The 25,833-nt window shown below is 65.6% G+C and carries 23 protein-coding genes; 13 read left to right on the forward strand and 10 right to left on the reverse strand.

Annotated elements, in window-relative coordinates:
• Nucleotides 1-20: 20 nt before the first annotated feature.
• Nucleotides 21-1,841, forward strand: coding sequence for a beta-L-arabinofuranosidase domain-containing protein (locus tag K7G81_RS07600; RefSeq protein WP_223030190.1), 1,821 nt, complete (start codon nt 21-23; stop codon nt 1,839-1,841).
• On the opposite strand, the gene K7G81_RS07605 is transcribed toward K7G81_RS07600, so the two are convergent.
• Nucleotides 1,821-2,762 (reverse strand): LysR family transcriptional regulator, encoded by a 942-nt coding sequence (locus K7G81_RS07605; protein WP_223030191.1) that lies wholly within the window; start codon nt 2,760-2,762, stop codon nt 1,821-1,823. The genes K7G81_RS07600 and K7G81_RS07605 overlap by 21 nt on opposite strands.
• A 79-nt stretch (nt 2,763-2,841) precedes the next feature.
• On the opposite strand from K7G81_RS07605, the gene K7G81_RS07610 reads away from it, so the two are divergent.
• From K7G81_RS07610 to mmsB, 6 genes are all read left to right on the forward strand, one after another.
• Nucleotides 2,842-4,338 (forward strand): CoA-acylating methylmalonate-semialdehyde dehydrogenase, encoded by a 1,497-nt coding sequence (locus K7G81_RS07610; protein ID WP_223030192.1) that lies wholly within the window; start codon nt 2,842-2,844, stop codon nt 4,336-4,338.
• A 2-nt stretch (nt 4,339-4,340) separates the two neighbouring features.
• Entirely contained in the window at nt 4,341-4,835 is a 495-nt protein-coding gene (locus tag K7G81_RS07615) for a hypothetical protein (RefSeq protein ID WP_223030193.1), read from the forward strand.
• An 8-nt stretch (nt 4,836-4,843) separates the two neighbouring features.
• Complete coding sequence (locus K7G81_RS07620; RefSeq protein WP_223030194.1) at nt 4,844-5,989, forward strand: acyl-CoA dehydrogenase family protein; 1,146 nt, start codon at nt 4,844-4,846, stop codon at nt 5,987-5,989.
• An 18-nt stretch (nt 5,990-6,007) separates the two neighbouring features.
• On the forward strand, nt 6,008-7,051 hold the full coding sequence (locus tag K7G81_RS07625; protein ID WP_223030195.1) for an enoyl-CoA hydratase/isomerase family protein: 1,044 nt from the start codon (nt 6,008-6,010) through the stop codon (nt 7,049-7,051).
• A 114-nt stretch (nt 7,052-7,165) separates the two neighbouring features.
• A complete protein-coding gene (locus tag K7G81_RS07630) occupies nt 7,166-7,948 on the forward strand; it encodes an enoyl-CoA hydratase (protein ID WP_223030196.1) in 783 nt (260 codons plus the stop codon).
• An 84-nt stretch (nt 7,949-8,032) separates the two neighbouring features.
• The gene (gene mmsB / locus K7G81_RS07635) at nt 8,033-8,914 is read left to right on the forward strand and encodes a 3-hydroxyisobutyrate dehydrogenase (protein WP_223030197.1); all 882 of its coding nucleotides are present in this window, start codon (nt 8,033-8,035) and stop codon (nt 8,912-8,914) included.
• Nucleotides 8,915-8,988: 74 nt separating this feature from the next.
• Here mmsB and K7G81_RS07640 read toward each other — a convergent pair whose 3' ends face one another.
• The 4 genes from K7G81_RS07640 to K7G81_RS07655 all read right to left on the reverse strand — a co-directional run bounded on the left by K7G81_RS07640 (nt 8,989) and on the right by K7G81_RS07655 (nt 12,800).
• Nucleotides 8,989-10,293, reverse strand: coding sequence for an MFS transporter (locus K7G81_RS07640; protein ID WP_223030198.1), 1,305 nt, complete (start codon nt 10,291-10,293; stop codon nt 8,989-8,991).
• A 52-nt stretch (nt 10,294-10,345) separates the two neighbouring features.
• Nucleotides 10,346-11,140, reverse strand: coding sequence for a 2-keto-4-pentenoate hydratase (locus K7G81_RS07645; RefSeq protein ID WP_223030199.1), 795 nt, complete (start codon nt 11,138-11,140; stop codon nt 10,346-10,348).
• A gap of 98 nt (nt 11,141-11,238) precedes the next feature.
• Nucleotides 11,239-12,660, reverse strand: coding sequence for a mannitol dehydrogenase family protein (locus tag K7G81_RS07650; protein WP_369412058.1), 1,422 nt, complete (start codon nt 12,658-12,660; stop codon nt 11,239-11,241).
• Nucleotides 12,657-12,800, reverse strand: a complete 144-nt coding sequence (locus K7G81_RS07655) for a hypothetical protein (protein WP_223030200.1) — start codon at nt 12,798-12,800, stop codon at nt 12,657-12,659. Before K7G81_RS07655 ends, K7G81_RS07650 begins: the two co-directional genes overlap by 4 nt.
• A gap of 103 nt (nt 12,801-12,903) precedes the next feature.
• On the opposite strand from K7G81_RS07655, the gene K7G81_RS07660 reads away from it, so the two are divergent.
• The 6 genes from K7G81_RS07660 to acpA all read left to right on the forward strand — a co-directional run bounded on the left by K7G81_RS07660 (nt 12,904) and on the right by acpA (nt 20,058).
• Nucleotides 12,904-13,926 (forward strand): LacI family DNA-binding transcriptional regulator, encoded by a 1,023-nt coding sequence (locus tag K7G81_RS07660; protein ID WP_223030201.1) that lies wholly within the window; start codon nt 12,904-12,906, stop codon nt 13,924-13,926.
• Nucleotides 13,927-14,016: 90 nt separating this feature from the next.
• Nucleotides 14,017-15,432 (forward strand): glucuronate isomerase, encoded by a 1,416-nt coding sequence (uxaC, locus tag K7G81_RS07665; RefSeq protein WP_223030202.1) that lies wholly within the window; start codon nt 14,017-14,019, stop codon nt 15,430-15,432.
• Between the two features lie 99 nt (nt 15,433-15,531).
• Nucleotides 15,532-16,374 carry a 5-dehydro-4-deoxy-D-glucuronate isomerase gene (kduI, locus tag K7G81_RS07670; protein WP_223030203.1) on the forward strand — a complete coding sequence of 281 codons (843 nt, stop codon included), beginning with the start codon at nt 15,532-15,534 and terminating at the stop codon, nt 16,372-16,374.
• 32 nt (nt 16,375-16,406) lie between these two features.
• Complete coding sequence (kduD, locus tag K7G81_RS07675) at nt 16,407-17,162, forward strand: 2-dehydro-3-deoxy-D-gluconate 5-dehydrogenase KduD (RefSeq protein ID WP_223030204.1); 756 nt, start codon at nt 16,407-16,409, stop codon at nt 17,160-17,162.
• Nucleotides 17,163-17,261: 99 nt separating this feature from the next.
• Entirely contained in the window at nt 17,262-18,269 is a 1,008-nt protein-coding gene (locus K7G81_RS07680) for a sugar kinase (protein ID WP_223030205.1), read from the forward strand.
• A 133-nt stretch (nt 18,270-18,402) separates the two neighbouring features.
• A complete protein-coding gene (acpA, locus tag K7G81_RS07685) occupies nt 18,403-20,058 on the forward strand; it encodes an acid phosphatase (RefSeq protein WP_223030206.1) in 1,656 nt (551 codons plus the stop codon).
• Here the strand turns inward: acpA and K7G81_RS07690 are convergent.
• The 5 genes from K7G81_RS07690 to K7G81_RS07710 form a co-directional block, all read right to left on the reverse strand.
• The gene (locus tag K7G81_RS07690) at nt 20,044-20,847 is read right to left on the reverse strand and encodes a DUF2334 domain-containing protein (RefSeq protein ID WP_223030207.1); all 804 of its coding nucleotides are present in this window, start codon (nt 20,845-20,847) and stop codon (nt 20,044-20,046) included. The two genes, acpA and K7G81_RS07690, sit on opposite strands and share 15 nt — an antisense overlap.
• Nucleotides 20,837-22,012: a glycosyltransferase gene (locus K7G81_RS07695; protein WP_223030208.1), complete on the reverse strand. Its 1,176-nt coding sequence runs from the start codon at nt 22,010-22,012 to the stop codon at nt 20,837-20,839. Before K7G81_RS07695 ends, K7G81_RS07690 begins: the two co-directional genes overlap by 11 nt.
• A complete protein-coding gene (locus K7G81_RS07700; protein WP_223030209.1) occupies nt 22,012-22,533 on the reverse strand; it encodes a DUF2141 domain-containing protein in 522 nt (173 codons plus the stop codon). The genes K7G81_RS07695 and K7G81_RS07700 overlap by 1 nt, the downstream gene beginning before the upstream one ends.
• On the reverse strand, nt 22,530-23,486 hold the full coding sequence (locus K7G81_RS07705; protein ID WP_255586776.1) for a hypothetical protein: 957 nt from the start codon (nt 23,484-23,486) through the stop codon (nt 22,530-22,532). Before K7G81_RS07705 ends, K7G81_RS07700 begins: the two co-directional genes overlap by 4 nt.
• An 81-nt stretch (nt 23,487-23,567) precedes the next feature.
• Nucleotides 23,568-25,751, reverse strand: coding sequence for a TonB-dependent receptor (locus K7G81_RS07710; protein WP_369412079.1), 2,184 nt, complete (start codon nt 25,749-25,751; stop codon nt 23,568-23,570).
• Nucleotides 25,752-25,833 lie beyond the last annotated feature (82 nt).

Genomic DNA, 25,833 nt, shown 5'->3' on the forward strand with positions numbered 1-25,833 from the left:
GACAGGGCGCGGGTACTATCGTGGCGCTGAATCGCCGGGCCATAGTCAAAGGCGCTCTTATCCTGTCTGCCGCGCCGCTGATCGGTGGCGGCCGGCTCGATGCGGCGCCGGTTCGTGGCAAGGCGCTCGAGCTTCTCGACTATGCGGACGTAACGCTGCACGACGGCATCGCTCGCCGCCAGGCCCGGCAGACGCTCGACGCATTGCTGGCGATGGACGAAGACGCCTTGTTGCGCCCGTTCCGCGCGGCGGCCGGGATGCCGATAGGATCGAACGGGTTCGGCGGCTGGTACGATTCCTCGCCCGATTTCGATCCGCCGCGCGACATGCACGGGTTCATCCCCGGCCACAGCATGGGCCAGTATCTGTCCGCCATGGCCCGCGGCCACGCAGCATTCGGCGATGCGGCGGCGAAGGCCAAGGTCGATCGCCTGGTGGCCGGCTTCGCGCCGACGATCACGCCCGATTTCTACCGCGGCTATCCCCTCCCCGCTTACACGTTCGACAAGATATTGATCGGCTTGCTCGATGCCTGGCGGTTCGCGGGCAATCGTCAAGCACTGGCGCTGGTGCCGAAGGCGACCGATGCCGTCACGCCCTATCTGCCGGGCCATGCGCTCGACAGGCAAATAGACCAGCATCGCCACTATCCCAACGTCGCGTTCAATTGGGACGAGACCTACACGCTGGCGGAAAACCTCTACATCGCGGCCGAGTGCGGCGCCGGCGATCGCTTCCATCGGATGGCGCAGGCCTATCTGCTCGACAGCACCTATTTCGGCCCCCTAGCGGCAGGCCGCAACGTGTTGCCGCATCGCCATGCCTATAGCCACATGAACGCGCTCGCCTCGGCGATGAAGGCTTATCTGGTCGACGGCACCGCATTGCACCTCGCCGCCGCGCGCAACGGCTTCGGCTTCGTCCTCGATCAGAGTTTCGCCACCGGCGGCTGGGGGCCGAACGAGGCGTTCATCGAGCCCGGCTCCGGCGGACTGGGCGACAGTCTCGATCGAACCCATGCCAGCTTCGAGGCACCGTGCGGCACATACGGCCATTTCAAGGTCGCTCGATATCTCATGCGCGCAACCGGCGAGAGCCATTTTGGCGACAGCATGGAGCGGCTGTTCTACAATGCCGCGCTCGGCCTGTTGCCGCTCAAGCCGACCGGCGAGGCCTTCTATTATGCCGATTACAACCGCATCGGCGCGAAGACCTATTTCGATTACACTTGCCCGTGCTGCTCGGGAACGATCGGCCAGCTTACCGCGGATTACGCGATCAGCGCCTATCTGCGCGACGCGAGCGGCCTGTACGTCAATCTCTACACCCCCTCCGAGGCCATTTGGCGCTCGCCGCGCGGACAGGCGGTGACGCTGGTCCAGTCGGGCGGCTATCCACTTTCGCCCGATATCCGGATGCGCATCGAGACCGATCGGCCGACGACCATGGCGCTTCGCGTGCGCATCCCGGCATGGGCCGGCCCGAAAACACGGCTCACCGTCAACGAGCGCGCCGTCTCGGGCATTCGGCCGGGCCGCTTCGCGACCATCACCCGCGAATGGCGGAGCGGCGACCGCGTCGCGCTCGATATCGACATGCCGCTACGCGGTGAGGCGGTGGACGCCCAGCATCCCGATCGTGTCGCGCTGATGCAGGGCCCGCTGGCGTTGTTCGCGGCGGGCGATCGCTTCCCGCCGCAACGTCTCGGCGACATGATGGCAGCGTCCCGGAAGACCGGCGGGTCGCCGATCTGGACGTCGGCGGGCCCCGATCCGCAGACGTTCCTGCCGTGGTTCGCGATCAGCGGCGAGCCGACCCGGCTATATCAAGAGATGATTTGATCGCGCCGGCTCCGGCGCCGTTCGGTCACGCGTGCCGAGCAGCTTTTGCCGATGCCGGCGCACGGTATCCGTCAACCATTCGCTGAACGCGCGGACGCGTTGCAGCTGTCGCGTATCCTTGTGGGTGACGATCCAGAACGATCTCGTGATCGTCGCCCGCGGCAGCAGCGGGACGAGCGTCTGATCCGAATCGCCGATGAAACAGGGCAGCACGCCGATGCCGCTCCCTGATTGGATCAGCCGGTATTGCGCATTGATGCTGGAACTGCGCACTGTCGGCGACAAGCGGTCGTCGAGCTCGTCGAGGTAACGAAGCTCGGGCGCGTAAAGCAGATCGGGAATATAGCCCACGAGGTGATGCCCTGCGGCGAGTTCGCTCAGGCTATCCGGCGTCCCGCGCTGCGCCAGGTAATGCCGGCTGCCATAGAGTCGCAGCCGATAGTCGGCCAGCTTGCCGCTCACCACCGGGCCGGCCTGGGGGCGCGCCAGCAGGATCGCGATGTCGGTCTCCCGCTTCGACGGGCTGAGGAATCCGCTGGTTGCCGCCAGATCGATCGTCAGATCGGGATGACGATCAATGAAGTGATGAAGGTGGTGCGCGATAAACCAGGTGCCGAAACCTTCCGACGCGCTCACCCGCAATTGCCCGGTCAGCGACTGGCCCGAGGGCTGCTCGCTGATCCGCTCCGCCGCCCGCTGCATGGTCTCGACATGGGCGAGGAGCGCCTCGCCGGCCTCGGTCAATACCTGCCCTTCGCGCGTCTGCTCGAAAAGCGTGCGGCCGAGCCGTTCCTCCAGCCGGCGAAGCCGCCGGCCGACGGTGGTGGGATCGACGCCGAGTTGCGCCGCGGCGCGGGCGAGCTGACCGGTTCTCGCGATGGCAAGGAAATCCTGGAGATCGTTCCACTGAAGCGCCTGCATGAATGCAGATGTTAATTGCAAAACTCGCTGTTGCCTGCAACCGTCCGACTGGCCATCCTCCCCCTGAAGGAGAGAGACCATGCGTACCATCGACCACCATATCGTCGGCCATTCGGGCGGCGGCGCCTCGCGTAGCCATGTGGTGTTCGATCCCAATACCGGCCAGGTGCAGGCCACGGTCGCGCTCGGCAGCCAGGCCGAACTCGACAAGGCGGTCGCCGCCGCCAAGGCCGCGCAGCCCGATTGGGCGCGCACCAACCCGCAGCGCCGCGCCCGCGTGATGTTCAAGTACAAGGAACTGATCGAGGCGAATATGGAGGAGCTCGCGCACCTCCTCTCGTCCGAGCACGGCAAGGTGATCGCCGACGCGCGTGGCGATGTGCAGCGGGGCCTTGAGGTGATCGAATATGCCTGCGGCATCCCGCAGGTACTCAAAGGCGAATATACCCATGGCGCCGGGCCCGGCATCGACGTCTATTCGATGCGTCAGCCGCTCGGGATCGGCGCGGGCATCACCCCGTTCAACTTCCCCGCGATGATCCCGATGTGGATGTTCGGCATGGCCATCGCCTGCGGCAATGCCTTCATCCTCAAGCCCTCGGAGCGCGATCCGAGTGTGCCGATGCGCCTTGCCGAGTTGTTCCGCGAGGCGGGCGCGCCCGAGGGCATTTTGCAGGTGGTCAATGGCGACAAGGAAATGGTCGACGCGATCCTCGACCATCCCGATATCGCCGCGGTGAGCTTCGTCGGATCGTCGGACATCGCGCATTACGTCTATAAGCGCGGCGTCGCGGCGGGCAAGCGCGTGCAGGCGATGGGCGGGGCCAAGAACCACGGCATCGTCATGCCCGATGCCGATCTCGACCAGGTCGTGAACGAGCTGTCGGGCGCGGCGTTCGGCTCGGCGGGTGAGCGCTGCATGGCGCTACCGGTGGTGGTGCCGGTCGGCGACAAGACCGCCGAGGCGCTCAAGGAAAAGCTGATCCCGGCGATCGAAGCCTTGCGTGTCGGCGTTTCGACCGATGCCGAGGCGCATTACGGTCCGGTGGTCACCGCCGAGCACAAGGCGCGCATCGAAAACTGGATTCAGAAAGGCGTCGACGAGGGTGCGGAGCTGGTCGTCGATGGCCGCGGCTTCACGTTGCAGGGGCATGAGAAGGGCTTCTTCATCGGCCCCAGCCTGTTCGACCATGTCACCACCGACATGGAGAGCTACCAGGAGGAAATCTTCGGCCCTGTGCTCCAGATGGTCCGCGCCAAGGATTTCGAGGAAGCGGTGCGACTGCCCTCGGATCACCAATATGGCAACGGCGTCGCGATCTTTACGCGCAACGGCCACGCCGCGCGCGAATTCGCTGGCCGCGTGAATGTCGGGATGGTCGGCATCAACGTGCCGATCCCGGTGCCGGTCAGCTATCACACGTTCGGCGGCTGGAAGCGCTCGGCGTTCGGCGACACCAATCAATACGGCACCGAGGGCGTCAAGTTCTGGACCAAGGTCAAGACCGTCACCCAGCGCTGGCCCGACGGCTCGCCGACCGGCGAGAACGCCTTCGTCATCCCGACGATGGGCTGACGATGAAGGCAGGCTCGCTTCTGATCGGTGCCGCAATCGCGCTGGCGGGATGCCACGCCAGCGAGGATGGCAATGCGCTGTCGCATGAGGATCGTGAGGCCAAGGCGGCGATCGACAATGCCGTATCGGTCAATCAGACGGCGGCACAGCTCGGCGGGCTGCCGGTGCCGCAGCCAACCGCGCATGCCCTCGCCTATCAGTTGCCGCCCAGCTTCGTCGGGCGCTGGGGCATGACCAAGGCCGATTGCGACCCGAACAGCCTTGCGACCAAGGGATTGCTGACGATCAGCGCCGATCACCTGAAGTTCTGGGAGTCGAAGGGATCGGTGCAACGGATCGTCCGCCATTCACCCTATGACGTCACGCTGGTGCTCGACATGACCGGCGAAGGACAACGCTGGACCAGCACGACGCGGCTGACGCTCGATGCTGCGGCCACGCAACTGGTGCGCGCCGAAGGGGGCACGCCGGATCACTATCGCTACCAGCGGTGTTAGAAAGAGATATGACCGACCAATTCGATTTGACTGACGATCAGCGCGCGATCCAGGAGATGGCGCGCAAGTTCACCGCGGACCGCATCACGCCCCATGCGGCCGAGTGGGACGAGAAGCATATCTTTCCGCGCGACGTGATCAGGGAAGCCGCCGAACTCGGCTTCGCGTCGATCTACGTCAGCGAGGAGAGCGGCGGCATCAATCTAGGCCGGCTCGAGGCGGCGCTGGTCATGGAGGCGATGGCCTATGGCTGCCCCTCGACCAGCGCCTTCATCTCGATCCACAACATGGCGTCGTGGATGATCGATCGGTTCGGCAGTCAGGCCGTCAAGGACAAGTATCTGCCCAGCCTCGTCACGATGGACAGACTCGCGAGCTATTGCCTCACCGAGCCCTCGTCGGGCTCGGATGCGGCGGCGCTCAAGACCAGGGCGGTGCGTGACGGCGACCATTACGTTGTCAACGGTTCGAAGCAGTTCATCTCGGGCGGCGGCGAGAACGAGATCTATGTCTGCATGGTCCGCACGGGCGAGGATGGGCCCAAGGGCATCACCTGCATCGTCATTGAAAAGGACATGCCGGGCGTAAGTTTCGGCGCGCAGGAGCGCAAGCTCGGCTGGCACTCTCAGCCAACCGCCCAAGTGATGTTCGATAACGTCCGTGTGCCCGCCGAAAATGTGGTCGGCGGCGAGGGCGAGGGCTTCCGCATCGCCATGATGGGGCTCGATGGCGGTCGGCTCAATATCGGTGCGTGCTCACTGGGCGGCGCGCAGCGCTGCCTCGACGAGGCGGTGCGCTACACCAAGGAGCGGCACCAGTTCGGCAAAGCAGTGGCGGATTTCCAGAACACGCAGTTCATGCTCGCCGACATGGAAACGGAGCTGCAGGCGTCGCGGATGCTGCTCTACACCGCTGCCGCAAAGGTGACGTCGAATGCGCCCGACAAGACGCGCTTCGCGGCGATGGCCAAGCGGCTTGCCACCGATACCGGCTCGGCGGTGGTCGATCGCGCGCTACAGCTTCACGGCGGCTATGGTTATCTGATGGATTACCCGATTGAACGCTTCTGGCGCGACCTGCGCGTGCATTCGATTCTGGAGGGCACCAATCAGGTGATGCGGATGATCGTCGGCCGCGATCTGCTGCGGCAATAATTCAAGACGGGAGCATTCGTGACTGACGACGTACTGACGTTCAAGGAAGGCCGGATCGGCCGCATCCGGCTCAACCGACCCAAGGCGCTGCACGCGCTCAATACCGAGATGTGTCTGGCGATGTCGGCAGCGTTGGAGGACTGGCGCGGCGACCTCGCGGTCGAAGCGGCGCTGATCGACCATGCCGAAGGACGCGGCTTCTGCGCCGGCGGTGACATCCGCATGCTCGCCGAGAGCGGCCGGACCGACGGCGCCGACGCGCGTGCCTTCTTCCACGCCGAATATAGGATGAACCACGCGCTGTTCACCTACGCCAAGCCGGTGGTGGCGGTGATGGATGGCATTACCATGGGCGGCGGCGTCGGCATCTCGCTGCCGGCCAAGGTGCGGATCGCGACGGAGAATACCAGGTTCGCGATGCCCGAAACGGGAATCGGCCTGTTCCCCGATGTCGGCGGCGGCTGGTATCTGTCGCGCCTGCCGGGGCGAATGGGCCAATACCTGGCGCTGACCGGCCACCGGCTCAATGGCGCCGAGTGCCTCGCGCTGGGGCTAGCGACGCACTATCTGCCCGCCGATGCGCTGACCCAGGCCAAGGAGCTGATCGCCGACAAGCCGCACGCGATCGATCTGGCGCTAGAACCGCTGGCGGCCGACCCGCCGGCGGCGCCGATCATGGAGCATCGTGATGCGATCGACCGGCTGTTCGCTTCCGATACGCTGGAAGAGGTTTTCGCTGCGCTTGAAGCCGATGGCAGCGAATGGGCGACGGCGCAGCTTGCGACGTTGCAGGCCAAATCCCCGCAGACGATGAAAGTCTCGCTGCGGCTGCTCGCCGACGGCGCACGGATGCAGACATTCGCCGACGAGATGCGTCAGGAATATGCCGTCGCGAGCCGCGTCGTGCAGCGCCACGATTTCCTCGAAGGCGTCCGCGCGGTGATCGTCGACAAGGATAACGCGCCGCACTGGAACCCGGCGACGCCCGACGGCGTGACGAGCCATGTGATCGACCAGATCTTCGCGCCGCTGCCCGAGGACGAGGCGTGGACGCCGAATTGACTCGAACCGTCATGCTGAACTTGTTTCAGCATCCATGGCGCAACACTGATGGCGCGCGAAACGGCGATGATGGTCCATGGACCCTGAACCAAGTTCAGGGTGACGAATATGGAGATGGAAGTGGCTGAATATCAAACCCTGCTGGTCGAGAAGCGCGGCGCGGTCACGCTGATTACCTTGAACCGGCCCAAGGCGCTGAACGCGCTCAACGCGCAGGTGCTGAGCGAATTGCTCGACGTGCTAGCAGCCTTCGATGCCGACGATAGCCAGGGCTGCGCGGTGCTGACCGGCAGCGAGAAGGCGTTCGCCGCCGGCGCCGACATCAAGGAAATGGCCGACATGGGCTTCGCCGAAATGTACGGCACCAACCATTTCGCCGGCTGGGAGCAATTTGCCCGCACTCGCAAGCCGGTGATCGCCGCGGTCGCCGGCTATGCGCTCGGCGGCGGCTGTGAGCTGGCGATGATGTGCGATTTCATCCTCGCCGCCGATACCGCCAAGTTCGGCCAGCCGGAGATCAAGCTCGGTGTGTCGCCCGGCATGGGCGGCTCGCAGCGGCTGACCCACGCGGTCGGCAAGGCCAAGGCGATGGAGATGGTGCTCACCGGCCGGATGATGGACGCCGAGGAAGCCGAGCGCGCCGGCCTCGTCAGCCGCGTGATCCCGGCCGCCGAGCTCGTCGAGGAAGCGGTGAAGACGGCGGCGACGATCGCCGGCATGGCGCCGCTCGCGGTCAAGGCGAACAAGGAAATGGTCAACGCCGCGTTCGAGACGACGCTGGCGCAGGGTGTCCAGTTCGAGCGTCGGTTGTTCAACGGCCTGTTCGGCACCCAGGATCAGAAGGAAGGCATGGCCGCCTTCGTCGAGAAGCGGCCGGGCAAGTGGACGGGTAAATAAAGAGGATCAGGCCGGCGAAGACCGGCATCTCATGCAATATGCGATCCCGGCCTGCACCGGGATGACGGTAATGGAGAGAGAAGAATGGCACGCGTCGGTTTCATCGGTCTCGGCAATATGGGCGGCGGGATGGCTGCCAACCTGGCGAAGAAGGGACACGATGTCCGCGCCTTCGACATCTCGGCCGAAGCGCTGGAGCGGGCCAAGGCGGCCGGCTGCCTCCCGGTCGCGTCGGCCGGCGAAGCGGCCGATGGCGCCGAGGCGGTGATCACCATGCTGCCCGCCGGCAAGCATGTCGAGCAGGTCTATGCCGAAAGCGTGTTCGGCGCGGCGCCTTCAGGCGCGATCCTGATCGATTGCTCGACGATCGACGTCGCCACCGCCAAGCGGATCGCCGAAGCGGCCGAGGGCGAGGGACTGACGGCCGTCGATGCGCCCGTATCGGGCGGGATCGCCGCGGCCAATGCCGGCACGCTGACCTTCATGGTCGGCGGCAGCGAGGAGGCGTTCGAACGTGCCCGGCCTTTTCTCGAGGATATGGGCAAGGCGGTGATCCATGCCGGCGCCAACGGCGCGGGGCAGGCCGCCAAGATCTGCAACAACATGATCCTCGGCGCGACGATGATCGCCACCTGCGAGGCGTTCTCGCTGGCGGAGAAGCTCGGGCTCGCGCCGCAGGCCTTCTACGACATCGCCTCGGTCTCGTCGGGGCAGAGCTGGTCGATGACGAGCTATTGCCCGGTGCCCGGCGTCGGGCCCGAAAGCCCGTCCGACCACGATTATCAAGGCGGTTTCGCCGCCGCGCTGATGCTCAAGGATCTCCGGCTGGCGATGGAAGCGGCCGAGGATGTTCATGCCTCGACCCCGGTCGGCGCCAAGGCACGCGAAATCTATGAGGCGTTTGTCGCTGCCGGCCAGGGCGGGCTCGACTTTTCCGGCGTGATCGAGTCGCTCGAACGCGATTGAGGCGGCGCGGCCAGACGGCTCCCGGCCGAGGGTTCAGCTTAGTCGAGCCCGCTCGGCGCTTCCGCGCGGACCGATCAGGCCGCGTCCGCCTCCAGCGTAGCGACATCAACGCGCTCGACGCGTGGCACGAGCAGTTGGATAATTGCCAGCGCGATCAGATAGACCGAGCCCGCTACTGCGAAAATCAGCGTGTAGCTGTGGGTCGTATCGAGCATGTAGCCGGTGAATTTCGCCATCACCATGCCGCCGATTGCCCCCGCCGTTCCGCCGATCCCGATCACCGAGCCGACCGCCGTGCGCGGGAACATGTCCGACGGCAGCGTGTAGATGTTTGCCGACCACGCCTGGTGCGCGGCGGTCGCCAGACCGATGATGCCGACGGCGGCCCAGAGGTTGTGCGTATATTGCGTGAAGAAAATCGGCAGGACGAGGATCGCGCAACCCAGCATTGTCAGCTTGCGCGCAGCATTGGCCGAAAAGCCATGGCGCAGCAGCCGAGACGAGGCGAAACCGCCCGCAACAGAGCCGAGGTCCGACAGGACATAGATTGCAACCAGCGGCGGACCGAAGCTCACGAGATCGAGATCGTAGCGCTTCGACAGATAATCGGGCAGCCAGAACAGGAACAACCACCAGATCGGATCGGTCAGGAACTTGCCGATCGCGAAGGCCCACGTCTGGCGATAGCGCAGCAGGCGCGTCCAGGAAATTGTCTCCCCGACATCGGCAGGGTCGCTCTCGATCCACGCGATTTCTGCGGCGGAGACGCCGGCTTTCTCGCGCGGGCGGCGGTAGACCGCGATCCAGACGGCAAGCCAGACGAAGCTGAACAACCCGGTGATGACGAACGCCGCGCGCCACCCCATCGCGATGGTGATGATCGGCACGATGATCGGCGTGACGATTGCGCCGACATTGGACCCCGCGTTGAAGATGCCCGTCGCCAGCGCGCGCTCGCGTGCTGGAAACCATTCGGTGACCGCCTTGAGGCCGCCGGGGAAATTGCCCGATTCGCCGATGCCGAGCAGGAAACGGACCATCGAGAATTGCGCCGCGTTGCGCGCTGCGCCGTGCAGCATGTGCGCGATCGTCCATAGCGTGAAGGCCAGCGCATATCCCCAGCGCGCACCAATCCGGTCGACCAGCTTGCCGAAGCCCAGATAACCGATTGCGTAGGCGAACTGAAACCAGATGACGATGTCGGCATAGGTCGACTCGGTCCAGTGCATTTCCGCTGACATGGTGGGCTTGAGCACGCCGATCATCTGGCGATCGACATAGTTGATCGCCGTCGCCGCGAAGAGCAGCCCGCAGATCACCCAGCGATAGCGCCCCGCCCGCTCCGCTGCCCGATCGATCACGGCGTCCGCTTCAGCCATTCACTCTCTCCATTTGATCGCCGTCTCGTGCGGCTTCTCTCGGTTGCCTTATCTACGCTGCTCCGATCGTACAGGTCACGCCCATCCGCCCGTCGAACAGCGCCTCGACCGTATCGCCCACCCCGACGGGATGGACACCGGTCACCGCGCCGCTCGAAATCCACTGGCCCGCCTCGAGCGAGATGCCGCGCTCGGCCATCGCCTCGAACAGGAAGCGCGCAGCGCCGATCGCGCCGTCAAGCATGTCTACCGCTTGGCCGCAACCCGCGACGTCGCCGTTGATGCGCAGCTCGACGGCCCAGGATTCGAAACGATCGTCCTGCCAACCGGCGATCGGTGCGCCGATCACCAGGCCGTTATTGTTCCCGAAATCCGAAACGGTAACGGGTGCGCCATAGCTGTTGATGCCTGGAAACGGCGAGCTCGCGACCTCGATGCCGACATGCACGCCGCCGATCAGCGCCTTGGCTTCTTCGTGAGTGAACCGGGTCTTGCCGATCAGCGGGGCGGCCGCGACGCGCAGCAGATATTCCGCCTCCGCGGCGCCGAACCCCTCCGAAAAGATCACCATTTCAGGGGTTTCGCTGTTCGCCTCGACGATACGGTCGGCGAAGATCGGGCCGGCCAGCCGGGCGATGTCGCCGATCGGAGGATTGACTCGCCCGACCTTCCATCCGCCGATCCGCTCGCCCATCAGGCCGATCGCGGCGTCCTGCACCGCGTAACCGTCGGCCAGCCGGGTCGGCAACACGCCGGGATAATCGGGTAATGCGCGCGCTTCGCGCCGGGCACTGACGAACGCAGCGGCAATGCGCGGCGCCTGTTCGGCAAAATCGTCCGATGGCAAGTCGGAACCCTCCCCTGCTCTACCTGTGAATGTTCGAGGGCTTAAGGGAAACCGGTGTCAGTAACAAGAGGGATCGAAATATTCTGTCTAATTTACCGTTATTCCGGGAGATTTTTCGGATCGGCGTGCAAAGCCGCCAGTGCTCGGCCGATGCTGTCGATCGCTTCTTTATCTTGCGCGAGCCGTGGCGGGCAAAGGCGAGGGTCTGCGACGAACGCCGTGATCATCGTCTCGGCATCGCCGCGCGAGCCGAGCGCGGCCAGCGTCTCGCCGAGCGGGTCGACGATCGCTTCGCCGGCACGTGTGCGCATCGCGACAAAGGCGAGCCAGCCGGCCACCGCGCCGAGCGCGCGGCGCGGCAGGCGATCCGCAGCACGGTTGGCGAGGATCGTATCGTAAAGGCGATAGGGCAGCTTCTGCGACCCGTCATAGGCGATCTGGGCGAGCGCGTGGACGATGACCGGGTTGCGAAAGCGCGTCAGCACCGCCGCGCGATAAGCGTCGAGATCGAGGCCGGGGACCGGCGGCAGCATCGGCTGGATTTCCTCGACGATCATCGCCTCGACATAATCGGCCAGCGCCGCGTCGCGCATCGCCTCCGCAACGCTGGCATGACCCCGCAAGAGCCCGAGATAGGCGAGCGTCGAATGCGCTCCGTTGAGGATGCGCAACTTGGCCCGTTCGAACCCGGCGACATCGCACGTGATCTCGACGCCGGCTGCGGCGAGGTCGGGGCCGATCGGGCCGATATCCTCGACCACCCATTGCGCGAACGCCTCGCGCTGGACCGCGGCACGATCCTCCAGCCCGATCTCGTCGGCGAGCGCGGCGAGGAAATCGGGATCGGAAGCAGGCGTGATCGAATCGACCATCGTTGCCGGAACCCGCAATTCGGCGTCGAGCCAGTCTGCCAGATCGGTGTCGCGAGCGGCCGCGAAGGTCAGCAGCGCGGCGCGCAGCTTGGCGCCGTTGTTCGCCATATTGTCGCACGGCATCACGACATAGGCGGCCAGGCCAGCCGCACGGCGCGCGGCAAGGCCGGCGACGATCCAGCCGATCGCGCTCGCCGGCGCGCTCTCCCCCGTCAGATCGCGGGCGATGTCGGAATGCGAGATATCCAGCGTCCCGTCGGGCGCGAGGCAATAACCCTTCTCGGTGATCGTCGTCGTCACCAGCGCCGTTTCCGGAGCGGACAGCAGCCGCAGGGTTTCCGCCGCATCGTCGGGGCCAAGCAGGTGCGTGTGGCAACCGATGATGCGGTTCGATGGCTGCGCGTCGCGGACCGCCAGCGTGTAGAGCCCGTCCTGCGCCGCCATATCGACGACCGTGCGGCCGCTGCGCAGCGACACCAGCGCGACTCCCCAGCGCGGATCTTGCGCGATCAGGCGGTCGATGAAATCAGCCTGGTGCGCACGGTGGAAAGCGCCGGGGCCGAAATGCACGATACCGGTCCCCGTCGGCCGCGCGACAGGCCTGGCGGCGTTCGCCTGTTCCACTGTCCGGGCATTCAGGCGCGTCACAGCGTCACCCCGCGCTTCCACAACGCGATCTCGCGCTCGCCATGGCGACGCACGTCGGCAACCGTTGCGCGACCGCCCTTCTCCACCGCCTCGATCAGCGTCGCGACGCTATCGGCGGGATTGATCTGCAACGCTTGCATGTATCCTCGTCAGTTAACCGGTGTCAGCTTTCGCGCGCGAACCTATAGCTCGGTCAGCGGAAGGCAATGGCGCAATTCGTCATTCGCCGCTATGCCGTCGGTCATGGCGAAGACAGGTCAGCCGACAATCAACGATGTCGCGCGCATCGCGGGCGTTTCCAAGAAAACCGTCAGCCGGGTAATCAACCGCTCCCCGCTGCTTTCGGACGACATGCGCAAGCGCGTCGAGGACGTGATCGCCGAACTGGGCTACATTCCCAATCCGCAGGCGCGGGCGCTGGCATTGCGGCGCAACTTCCTGATCGGCCTGGTCCATGACAATCCCAACGCGCAAACGGTGATGAACGTTCAGCAAGGCATGCTCGAAGCGCTGCACGGCACCGAGTTCGAAATGGTGGTGCGCCCGGTCGACCGGGGCTCGGCGACGATGCTCGAGGATCTGCGTCACTTCCTCGAACGGCAGCGCCTGTTCGGTGTGTTACTGATGCCGCCGGTCAGCGAGAACGATCAGGTCGCGCAGACCTGCACCGAAATCGGTTGCCGCTACGTGCGGATGGGGTCTGCTCATCTCGACAGTGACGAGCATATGGTCGCCTCCAACGATCGCGAGGCGGTCCGCGCGGCGACCGAATATCTGATCGCCTGCGGGCACAAGCGAATCGGGCTGATCGCCGGGCCGCACGGCTTCCGCTCGGCCCGCGAGCGCCGCCTGGGGTTCGAGGAGGCGCTGAAAGCCGCGAAGATCAATTTTCCGCGCAGCCTGGTTGCCGACGGCAATTACACGTTCGAATCGGGGCTCATCGCCGCTGAACGCCTGCTCGACCTGATGCCGCGGCCGACCGCGATCTTCTCGTGCAACGATGAGATGGCGGCCGGCGTCATCCACGCTGCGCGGGCGCGCGGGCTGGACGTGCCGCGCGACCTTTCGATCATCGGCTTCGACGATACGCCGATCGCGCCGCATATCTGGCCGCCATTGACGACGGTGCGCTGGCCGATCGCCTCGATGGCGCGATCGGCGGCGCTCAAGCTGATCGCCGGCGACGAGGAACCCGTCGCCGAGCCGTCGATGTTCAGATCGACGCTGATCCGTCGCGCTTCGGTGGCGCCGCCGGCCGAAACCTGACGATTGAACGCCGCTACCGGTTGAGTTTGACTCTGACACCGGTTACCATCACCGCTAATCGCGATCATCGCGCGACCCCGGGAAGGATGCATGAAACGACCGCTTGACCTCGATCCCGACCGGCTGTTCCCGGCCGACTCCACGACGCGCGCGATCGCGCGGGCGCTCTATGCGGACGTCGCCGGCCTGCCGATCGTCAGCCCGCATGGCCATACCGATGCGCGCTGGTTCGCCGACGATACGCCGTGGCAGGATGCGACCAGCCTGCTGCTCGCGCCCGACCATTATGTCTATCGCATGCTCTACAGCCAGGGCGTGGATCTCGACGCGCTGGCGATCCCGCGCCGCGACGGCACGCCGGCGACCGATCCGCGCGCGGCCTGGCGGTTGTTCGCAGACCATTATTACCTGTTCCGCGGCACACCGTCGCGCCTCTGGCTCGACCATGTCTTCGCTGAGGTGTTCGGGATCGACGTCGCGCTCGATGGCGATAGTGCCGATCATTATTATGATGCGATCAATGCCGCGCTGGCGACCGACGCCTTCCGTCCCCGCGCGCTGTTCGACCGGTTCAATATCGATTTCCTCGCGACCACCGAAGGACCGCAGGACGATTTGAACGCCCACCATCGCATCCAACGGTCGGGCTGGCGCGGCCGCGTCGTCACCACCTATCGCCCCGACGCGGTGATCGACGTCGAGCATGAAGCGTTCAAGCCGGCGATGCAGGTCTTTGCCGAATTGACCGGCGAGGATGTCTATAGCTGGTCGGGCTACCTCGCCGCGCACCGCAAGCGCCGCGCCGATTTCCGCGCTGCCGGCGCCACCGCGACCGATCACGGCCATCCGACTGCGCAGACCGCCAACCTCGCTCCCGACGAGGCCGAACGACTGTTCCGCAAGATCGTCTCGGGCAACTGGACGCCACCGGACGCGGAATTGTTCCGCGCGCAGATGCTCACCGAAATGGCGGCGATGAGCGTCGAGGACGGGATGGTGATGCAGATCCATCCCGGCGCGTTCCGCAACCACAATGCCGGCCTGTTCGAAAGCCACGGGCGTGACAAGGGCGCCGACATTCCCACTCAGACCGGCTATGTCGAGCAATTGAAGCCGCTGCTCGATCGCTTCGGCAACGAGCGCGGTCTGACAATCATCCTCTTCACCCTCGATGAGGACAGCTATTCGCGCGAACTCGCCCCGCTCGCCGGCCATTATCCGTGCCTGCGCCTCGGCCCGCCCTGGTGGTTCCATGATAGTCCGGAGGGAATGCGGCGGTTCCGCGAACTGGCGACCGAAACCGCCGGCTTCTACAACACCGTCGGGTTCAACGACGACACCCGTGCCTTTCTGTCGATTCCGGCGCGCCACGATGTCGCGCGCCGCGCCGATTGCGCCTTCCTCGCCCGTCTCGTCGCCGAAGGACGCATGGCGGATTGGGAAGCCGCCGAAGTGGCGCTCGATCTTACCAGCCGGCTCGTTCGCAAGGCCTACCGCATTGACTGATCGTTGTTCACTATGGGATAATATCCCAAAATATGCGACGTGATTGTCGCATAGCCGCTCATTGGCGTCCCGCGCCTGCAATCCATGGAGAAGTTATCGATGTTCGACCGGACCTATTACGCCACGCACCCGGACATGATGGAGTGCGTCTCCAACGAGGAATTGCGCGATCGCTATCTGATCCAGGGACTGTTTCGCGACGGTGAATGCGTGCTCAACTACACGCATGCCGATCGCTTCGTGATCGGCGGCGTGGCCGTCGCGACGGGCGAGGTCAAGCTGCCCGATCAGACCGAGCCGCCCTCGGCAGCCGGCCACCCGTTTCTGGAGCGGCGCGAACTGGCGATCGTCAATGTTGGCACGGCCAAAGGTGTCGTCACGGTCGATGGCGAACGATTCGAGCTCGCCAACAAGGATTGCCTCTATGTCACTATGGGCGCTAGGGAAGTTGTGTTCGCCGGCGATGGCGCGCGCTTCTATCTCGCGTCGTGTCCGGCGCACAAGGCATGCCAGACGCGCAAACTTTCGATCGAAAACGCCAATGCGCTCGAGCGCGGCAGCCTCGATGAATCGAACGAGCGCACCATCTACCAGCTCGTCATCCCCGGTATCTGCGACAGCGCACAGCTGGTCATGGGGCTGACCGTCCTGAAGCCCGGCTCGGTCTGGAATACCATGCCGCCGCACATCCACGAGCGCCGCAGCGAGATCTATTTCTACTTCGAGCTCGACAATGCCGACACCGACCGGGTGATGCACTTCATGGGCGAAGGCGAGGCGATGCGGCACATCACCATGGCCAATGAGGAAGCAGTGATCTCGCCGCCCTGGTCGATCCACATGGGCGCCGGCACCAAGGCCTATGCCTTCATCTGGGCGATGGCCGGCGAAAACCAGGACTATACCGACATGAACGTCCTCGACATCTGCCAGTTGGCGTGACCGGCGAAACCGCGAACAGGGAAGACAGCATCATGAACAATCCGTTCGACCTGACGGGCCAGGTCGCGCTCGTCACCGGCGCCAATACCGGCATCGGCCAGGGCATCGCGCTGGCGCTGGCGGAAGCCGGCGCCGACCTTGCGGTGGTCGGCCATGTCTCGCCCGGCGAGACGATCGAGAAGGCCCAGGCACTCGGCCGCCGCGCGCATTTCATCGAGGCCGATCTGCTATCGATCGAGCCGGTCGGCCGCGTGGTTGACGAAGCGATCGCCGCACTCGGCAAGGTCGACATCCTCGTCAACAACGCCGGCATCATCCGCCGCGAGGACGCCGTCGACTTTTCCGAGAAGGACTGGGACGACGTGATGAACATCAACGTCAAGACCGTGTTCTTCCTGTGCCAGGCGGCCGGGCGTCACATGATCGAGCGCGGATCGGGCAAGATCATCAACATCGCCTCGATGCTGAGCTTCCAGGGCGGCATCCGCGTGCCGAGCTACACCGCGTCGAAATCGGGCGTCGCCGGCATCACCAAGCTGCTCGCCAACGAATGGGCGGTGAAAGGCATCAACGTCAACGCGATCGCACCGGGCTATATCGCGACCGACAACACCGCACAGCTGCGCGCCGACGAAGCGCGCAGCAAGGCGATCCTCGACCGCATTCCGGCCGAGCGCTGGGGCGCCCCCGCCGATCTCGGCGGCGCCGCGGTGTTCCTCGCCAGCCGCGCCGCCGATTACGTCCAGGGCCACATCCTCGCCGTCGATGGCGGCTGGCTGGCGCGATGAAGGCCGCTACCTGAGCCTGTCGAAGGGCTGTTCTTCTGTTCCGCGAGGTGGAAGAAGAACGGGATTTCGACAGGTTCGGCACGAACGGGGAGGATGTAAATGTCTCAATTCCTGGCGTTCGGCGAGGTCATGCTGCGGCTCTCGCCACCCAATCGCGAGCTGCTGCTGCAAACGCCTCGCCTCGACGTCTGGACCGCCGGCGCCGAGGCGAACGTCGCCACTGCACTCGCCCGGTTGGGTCATGACGTCGGCTTCGCCACCGCGCTCCCCGCCAATCCGCTTGGCGACGGCGTGCTGACGAGCCTGCGCAGCCACGGCATCGATTGCCGCCGCGTCCAGCGCCGCGACGGGCGCATGGGGGTCTATTACGTCGTCCCCGGTGCCGGGATGCGCGCCACCGAGGTCATCTACGACCGCGCCCATTCCGCCTTCGCCGAGGCGCCTGCCGACGCCTGGGACTGGGCGGCGCTGCTGGACGGCGTCGACCGGCTGCATCTGTCGGGCATCACCCCGGCGCTCGGGCCCGTTCCCACCGCCGCCGCACTGGCCGCCGCTGACGCCGCCGCGGCACGCAACATACCGATCTCGTTCGACGGTAATTACCGCGCACGGCTGTGGGAAAGCTGGGACAGTGATCCGCGCGCGATCCTCACCGAACTGATCACCCATGCCGACATCATGTTCGGCAATCATCGCGATGTCGCATTGCTGCTCGGCCGCGAGTTTGGCGGCGATGGCGGAGATCGCCGTCGCGCCTCGGCCGAGGCGGCATTCGCGGCCTTTCCCAAACTTCAGATCATCGCCTCGACCGCGCGCCATGTGGTCGATTCAGACCATCACCGCCTGTCGGCCCGCGTCGATGCGCGCGACGGCCATGCGCAGACCGAGGAACTCGAGCTTTCGGGCATCGTCGACCGCATCGGTGCGGGCGATGCCTTTGCCGCGGGCGTGCTCCACGCGCTGCGGATCGGCGAGGGGATCGACAAAGCCGCAGCAGACGGCCTGGCGCTCACCGCGCTCAAACATTCGCTGCCCGGCGACGCGAGCCTGTTCGGCCGTGCCGAGCTGGACAGCTTCGTAGCGGGAGGAGTGGATGTCAGGCGATGAATTCGGACGACGCCGCCACCGATCGGGCACCTCTGATTTCCTTGCCTAGTCCCGGCCGGCCCGGTAGCGGCTAGCACGACTGCCGCCGGCGACAATCCACACCGGATGACGAGGCGCCATGAGGAAGAACCCGATGTCAGATCGCGATCAATCCGGCGCCGACGGTCCGGTCGATCCGAACCGCCGCCTGCTTCTGGGCGGGTTGGCCGCGGCGGTTGGCACAGCCGCGATCGGCACGGCGGAAGCAGCGCCTGCAAAGCGCGCGAGCGGCGCGGCGATATCCGATGCCGCGCTGCGTGACTCGATCGACACCGTCGTGGTGATTTTCGCCGAAAACCGCAGCTTCAACAATCTGTTCGGCGACTTCCCCGGGCTTGAACAGCCGCTCTCGAAGGTATCGCCGGCGCGCTACATCCAGCGCGATCGCAATGGCAGCGTACTCGAACATCTGCCGCCGATCTGGGAAGGCCTCGTCCCCAACAAACAGGTCGTCGAGCATCGCGAATATCTGATCGACGAGAAGGACATCGCCACACTTCCCAACGCGCCCTTCGCGCTCAGCACGCCGGAGGGTGACCCTCTGCCGCACGGTCTCGTCACCCGCGATCTGATCCACGCCTTTTACAACAATCAATTGCAAATCAACGGCGGTCGCAACGATGGCTTCGTGGCCTGGGGCGACAGCGGCGCGCTCGTCATGGGCCATTATGCCGACAACGCCGCGAACCTGCGGCTGTGGCAGATCGCGCGCGAATTCACCTTGTGCGACAATTTTTTCATGGGCGCATTCGGTGGCTCGTATCTCAACCACCAATATCTGATCGCCGCGCGACCGCCTTATTATCCGAATGCCGACAAGAGCCCGGCTAAGGGCCGGATCACCGTGCTGGAAGGCAGCGATCCGCACGGCGTCCGCCCCAAACAGACCGACCGGTCACCGCCCAGCGCGATGGTTGGCCCGGTGCGGTTCGTGCCCAATTCGCTCACCCCCGATTTCTATTCGGTCAACACGATGCTGCCGCCTTATGCGCCAAGCTATGACCTCGATCCGAACCGGCCGGGCTATACCGACTGGTCGAGCGCCAAGACGATGATGCCGCAACATCACGAGACGATCGGCGACCGGCTGTCGGCGCGTGGCGTGGCATGGGCCTGGTATGCCGGTGGCTGGGATGCGGCGCTGGCCGGGCACGGCACCGACGCCGAGTTCCCCTCGCGGCCCAATTTCCAGCCGCATCATCAGCCACTCAATTATTTCGTCCAGTTCGCGCCGGGTACGGCGGCGCGCGAACGACATCTGCGCGACGGCGGCATGGGCGAGACGGCGCGGACTAACAAGTTCCTCGCCGATGTCGAAGCCGGCCGGCTGCCCGCGGTCACCTATTACAAGCCACAGGGCAACCTCAACATGCACGCCGGCTATTCCGATGTCGATGCCGGCGATCGGCATATCGCCGGCGTGATCGATGCGCTGAGAAAGAGCCCGCAATGGGAGAAGATGCTGGTCGTCGTCACGTTCGACGAAAACGGCGGCTGGTGGGATCATGTCGCGCCGCCCAAGGGTGATCGCTGGGGTCCTGGCACGCGCATTCCGGCGATCGTCATCTCGCCGCATGCACGCCGCGGCCAAGTCGATCACACGATCTACGACACCGGCTCGATCGCCCGCTTTATTACGCGCCGGTTCGGGCTGAAGAAGCTCCCCGGCTTGATCGAGCGCGAGCGGGCGATGGTCGCTGCCGGAGGGCCACCGCCCGGCGACCTGACCGGCACGCTAGACTTGGGTTGAGCGGACCAGACCGCCGCCGTCCTTGGCTGCGGGCAAGCAAGGGGCTTTCAGAAGGTCGGCGTAGCGCGACACCACGCGGTTTCTGAAGGACGCAAGCGCGCCGTCGATACTGTCGAGCAGCCGCGGCACGCGCGTATCGCCCGGATGGACCGCGATCCGGACGACGCGCTGCCGCTGCAACCCGACACGAGCCAGCCGCGCGGCGATCAGCGAGCTCGCGATGCGCGGTCCGCTGCGGCTGGCCCAGGTGATAACTGGCCCTTTCGCCACGACCGCGCCCGTGGCGGGGCGCCAGACGGTCATGTGATCCTCGGCAAGCGCGAAGTTCGCTTCGACCAGGGCCTGCCTGGCGCCGTCGCCATAGAGCCAGGCGGGCGCCACGAAGCCAGCGACCGGCCGGCCGGTGATATCCTCGATGAGCTTGCGGCCATCGGCCATGCGGCGCACGGCCTCGTTCCTGCCGAGCCCCAGGAACTCGCCCTCTCCGGCCGTCATGCGGCGCGCCTTGAACCGGGCCAGCGTGCCGCGATGGCAGCTGTCGTCACGGTGATACCAGCCATGCGCGAACATCTCGACACCGGCATCGGACCAGCGCCGCAGCTTGGCCTGATAGGCAGGATCGCCGGCGAGCGGCGCCTCGCCCCAATGATTGGGCACGACCAGCATGGCAAACCGCAAGCCGTCGAGCCTTTCCGCGAGACGATCGGCCAGTTGATCGACCTGCGGGCCAAATTTCGGACCGACATCGTGGATCGAGACGAGCAGGCGTCGCGTGCGATCAAGCGACATCGACGATCCCCGGTGTCAGCGCCGCATAACGCGCGAACAAGTCTGCGAAGTGCGCATCCATCGTCCGGACGCCGGGCGCCGCAACGGCGGCGCGGGCACGATAAGCCGCTGCGCTACCAGCAAGGAACGTCTCGAGCGCGGCGGCCAGCGACCGCGTGTCGGCCGGCTGATATCCGATCCCCTCGCCCGGCACGAGTTGATCGGCCGCGCCGCCAGCCTCCGGGACGATCAGCGGCAGCCCGCTGGCCCGCGCTTCGGCGGCGACCATGCAGAAGGTTTCCGCCTCGCAGCCATGGATCAGCGCGTCGCAAGAAGCCAACAGCGTGGCGAGCGCGGCGCGATCGCCAATGGGGGGCACCATGCAGATGTGCGGATTGCCCCGCGTCGCGCGTTGAATACGGCCGCATTCGCGCCCGGCTCCGACCAGTAGCAGCCCAACCGGCCGGTCATACCCTGCCCGCGTGGCGGCCTCGACGACCATCGGCCAGCGCTTTTCCGGCGCGAACCGCCCAACGCTGACCAGCAACGTCGCGTCCGGCGGCAGGGCGCATCGCGCCAGCAGGGTGGCACGCAGGACTTCGTCACGCAGCGTCGGCGAGAAGATGCCCGGCTCGACCCCCATCGGCTCGGTGACGATATGCTCAAGCCCGCCCGCCGTCAGGCGACGCGACAAATCGCGACTGGCGCAGACGATGAGATCGAAGCGCTTGTCGAGCGCGCGCAAGTGCCGCCAGAACCAGTCGAACTGTCGATCGATCGTTTCGCGGCGCGCTACCGCGCCGAACCAGCGATAGGCATAGGCTGCCAGCGGATCGGCATGCATCACCAGCGCGCGCGGGGCGCTGCCGCGCCACCGCGCGACCATCGTCGCGCTCGTCCATGGCGACGATACTTCCACCATGTCGGGTACCAGCGCATCGAGCGCGGCGTGGAGCGCGGGCTCGTCATCGAAATAGCGATACGCACGATCGAGCGGGAACGTGGGCCCCGGGATCGTCACGATCCGGGCGTTGCGTCCGAAATGGCGAACGCCATGTTCCGCTCCCGGCGCCAGCACGACGATCTCGTGCCCGGCGGCCGCGCCGGCGCGCAGCTTTCGCTCGACATAAGTTTTAACCCCACCGCCCGCCGGCGTGTAGAAGGCGCAGACGTCGACGATCCGCATCACCGTCCTCCCGAAATCGGGCGCATGCTGAAAAGCCCGTGTCGATAGTTCATCACGATCGTGATCGGCGTCGGCCCCGCACCTGCCTCTGCGCTGGCCGCGGCGGCATGCGGCTTCGACCACCCGAGCTTCGGGTTGCCCGCGAACCCGATCCCGTCGGTCGACAGGCCGAACTTGCGATTGGCATCGCGATCGTGAAGTAGGCTGACAGCGTAACGCCCTGGCCCCGGCACGCGGATGCACAGCTGCACCGGCCCCGATTGCGGCACGGGCACTTCGACGCGGCGGAACGTCTTGCCTGCGGCGATCAGCTTGTTGTCGTCGGCCAGGAAATCGGCATCGTTATCCGGATAGAGTTCGAGCTTGAGATTGCCGCGCCGGTCCTTGAGCCCGACCACCGAAACGATGAACGACGGCCCGGTTTCCGGTGTCCGGCACTTGCCGGCGGCCTTGCCGAGATCAGGCGTCGACGGAAGCGCCTGGCCAGCACCGAGCGCCAGCGCCATGGCTGCGACAATCATGCTGCGCGCTCGCGCTGGAGCAATTCAGCGGCACCAAGCGCGGCACCGACCAGCAGATGCGTCAACAGGATCAGGCTGCCGATCATGGCGATCATCGCGGCAACGTCGCTTTCGCGCCCGATAATGAACACCGCGACACCGACGAAGGCGAGATCCTTGTTGGGCACCAGCGGCAAGCGCGACAGGAGTTGGCGAACCGCCGACAGCACCAGCCACCAGGTCACGCCCACGGCGGGGAGCGCGAGATGCCACATCAGCGCCGTCAGCCCGATCATCGCCACGATCCGCGCGATATGCAGGGCAAGGATCCACGTCAATTCCGGGCGCGGCAGGGAAAACAACCGCCGACGGAGCAGCAGCATGGCGAATGACGTGATCGCGAGTACCGAAAGCGATCCGACCATCGCGCGCCCGCCAAGCCCCAACTGGAGCAGCCCGAAGAAGGGCGCCGCCGCCGCCAGCATGACGAGCGTCATCGCATTGCCGGCAAAGGCGGAAAGGATCGCGACATCCTTGATCGCGCCGAACGGTGCGCTACGGGTAATCAGTCCCGCTCTGCGCACCCAGGTATAAAAATACACCTCGCCGAGATAGCCGAGCACGATTTCGTTAGTGACGCGCTTGCGCAGCAGCGCGGCGAAGCCCCGCGCCGGAATTGCCCACAACCGGCGATAGATCAGCCACTCCGATATCGGCGTCGCAAGATAGGCGAGCACAAATGCCGCCCAGAATCCCGTACTGCGAGGGACCAGCGACAGGATATGCGCGACCGGCATGTCGCGAAGCTGGACCAGCGCCACCGCCAGTATCGCGAGCGAGATGGCGCCACCGGCCCATGCCGTCCAGCGACGCTCGGCCAGGGGAGAATCGAGGATGACAGAGTTGGCTAACGTGCTGTCAATACGGGCCGAGGGGGCGGCAAGGGCGGTAGTACCACCAATGGTTGAAGTCATGATCGATCCGAGCTGCTTTCCCTGCGGCAGCTAGGACGACGCGAGCGGACCGGCACCGCAGTCGGTTCATGACGAAATTCGTTACCAGTCGATCGCAGCGGAGATCGACAAGGAGCGCGGCCGCAACGGTGTATATTGCGGCCCAAGACGGATCGAGAACGGATTACCGAAGGCGAAACTGTCACCGGCAATATCGAACACATTGTCGATCCGTGCCGTGAAACTCAACGGCCCTTTGCGCGCAGTTGCGGCGGCGGCGAACACCGCATAGTCGCCCATGTGCCGATCGAGATCGGGATCAAAGCTGAGCCGCGCGCTGCCGACATAATTGCCCTGCCCGATCAGCCGCATCGTCCACTCGCCGAGCACGAAGCGATGGTCGATTCGTCCTCTGAGCGTGAGATCGGGCGAAACCGGCAGCCGCCGGTCTTCAAGTCGGGTGCCGTCTGCCGTCGATACGAGTTCGGCCCGCTCCGCATTGAAGCCGGCGCTCAGCGACCAGCCTCTTCCCAATGCCCAATCGATGCTGCCATCGGCGCCGATGATTCGCGCCTGGCCGGCGTTGCGGGTCGATATCAGGCCGTTCGCCAGCAGGTAATCCGACTGTACGTCATGCCAGTTGGTGTAATAGAGCCCCGCACCAAGCGAGAGACGGTCACCGATCGCCAGTCGCCCCCCGGTCTCGAGGCTCTCCAGTTCATCCGAATCGAACCGACCCTCGCGCGCGCCGCTGCCGGCCGCGAGCCCGCCGGGGCGCAGCGCGCGGGCATAACGCAGGAACAGGAAACGCCCTTTGGCTGGCGTCCACGACAAGGAAAGGCTCGGCGAAAAGCCGAGTTTGTCGCGCGATCGCTCGCGGCGCGACAATGCTTCGTTGCGCTTGTCGGACGCATCGGTGTCGAACAATCGCGCGCCGGCAGTCAACCGCAGCGGGCCGATCGGCGCGGAAAATTCTCCGAAAGCCGCATATTCGGCGACATCCTGATCGATCGACTCGACCGGCAGCGCCGCTCCTTGAGCGGTGATCGTGCCGTCGAGACTGCTCGACGCGTGGAGATAGGCGAGCCCGGCAACCCAGCGCACCGGGCCGGGCGACCGAGGGGACAGGCGCACTTCCTGATTGACGATCGAATAGCGCCGCTTGTCCGCGAATATTGCCGGCGCGGCAACACCGAAACTCGCGGCCGAAGCGCTGGCATCGAGCCGGTAATCGACTGCCTGAGCGACGTAGCTGGAGGTCATCGTCAGCGCTAGCCCGCCAAGCCGCCCATGCACATCGAGATGTGCCTGCACAAAATCGTTATCCGCTGGTTCGGCGATCGGATGGAGGCGATCGAGCCGTCCCGCCGAACCCGTGACATATTGGCTATCGGCAGCGTTGAGCGATTGCAGCATGCCACCGAGATCGATGCGCCAGTCGGCACCCGGCGTCCAGCGCGCGGCCGCGCGCACCCCTTTGACCGTCGTGCCATTGGTGTCTTGCGCGCCACCGACATCGTCGAGCCAGCCCGGTTCGCCGCGATAATAACCGACCACGCGCACGGCCAACCGATCGCGGACGAGCGGCACATTGGCAACGAGATCGCCTCCCCCGCCGAATCCCCCATGCTGGCTTGCCTCGCCTATCGCGACAGCGGAGCCTGAAAAGTTTAACGTGTCGGGTGCGTTGCTGACGATGCGGAAGATGCCGCCGAGCGCACCCGAGCCGTACAGTGGGCCTTGCGGCCCCTTGAGCACCTCGACGCGAGCGACATCGACGAGCAACAGATCGGGATCGGGCGCGTCGTAGGTGATCCGGCTGTCGTCCAGGACGACCGCGACGGTGGACTGGCTGGGGCCGTTGAACGGGCTGTCGGCAATCCCGCGGATGAAGGCGCGATTGCGCCCCGGCCCCAGGTTGGTGAACGCCAACCCATTGATCCCGCTGGCGATGGTGGCGCTGTCCGGCGAAACGATCCCGGTGCCGATCCGATCGGGCGTGGCGACCGCAATCGATGCTGGCACCGCATCGAGGCGTTCGGGTTGCTTGGTCGCGGTGACGATGATGTCGGATCGCGGCGTGACGATCGGCGGTGGACGATGCCGCGTTCTGGCGACCCGGCGCGGCGGCGCGGCAGCATCCTTCTCCAGGCGAAAGGCACGCGGCCCGGCCGCCACGGCGTGATAGCCTATCCCGGCCAGCAGCCGGCGCAGTGCCGCGGTCGCGGTCATCGTGCCATGGACGGCGCGGGTGCGCATCGGCGGCAGCGCGCCGGGTAGCCCCACCGACAAACCGGTCGCCCGCGACCACGCAGCGAGGCTCTGCGTCAGCGGCCCAGCGGGAATATCGATGCGGCTTCGTTGGGCA

Origin of the sequence: Hephaestia mangrovi (genome assembly GCF_019880555.1) — a bacterium.
Lineage (GTDB): Bacteria > Pseudomonadota > Alphaproteobacteria > Sphingomonadales > Sphingomonadaceae > Sphingomonas > Sphingomonas mangrovi.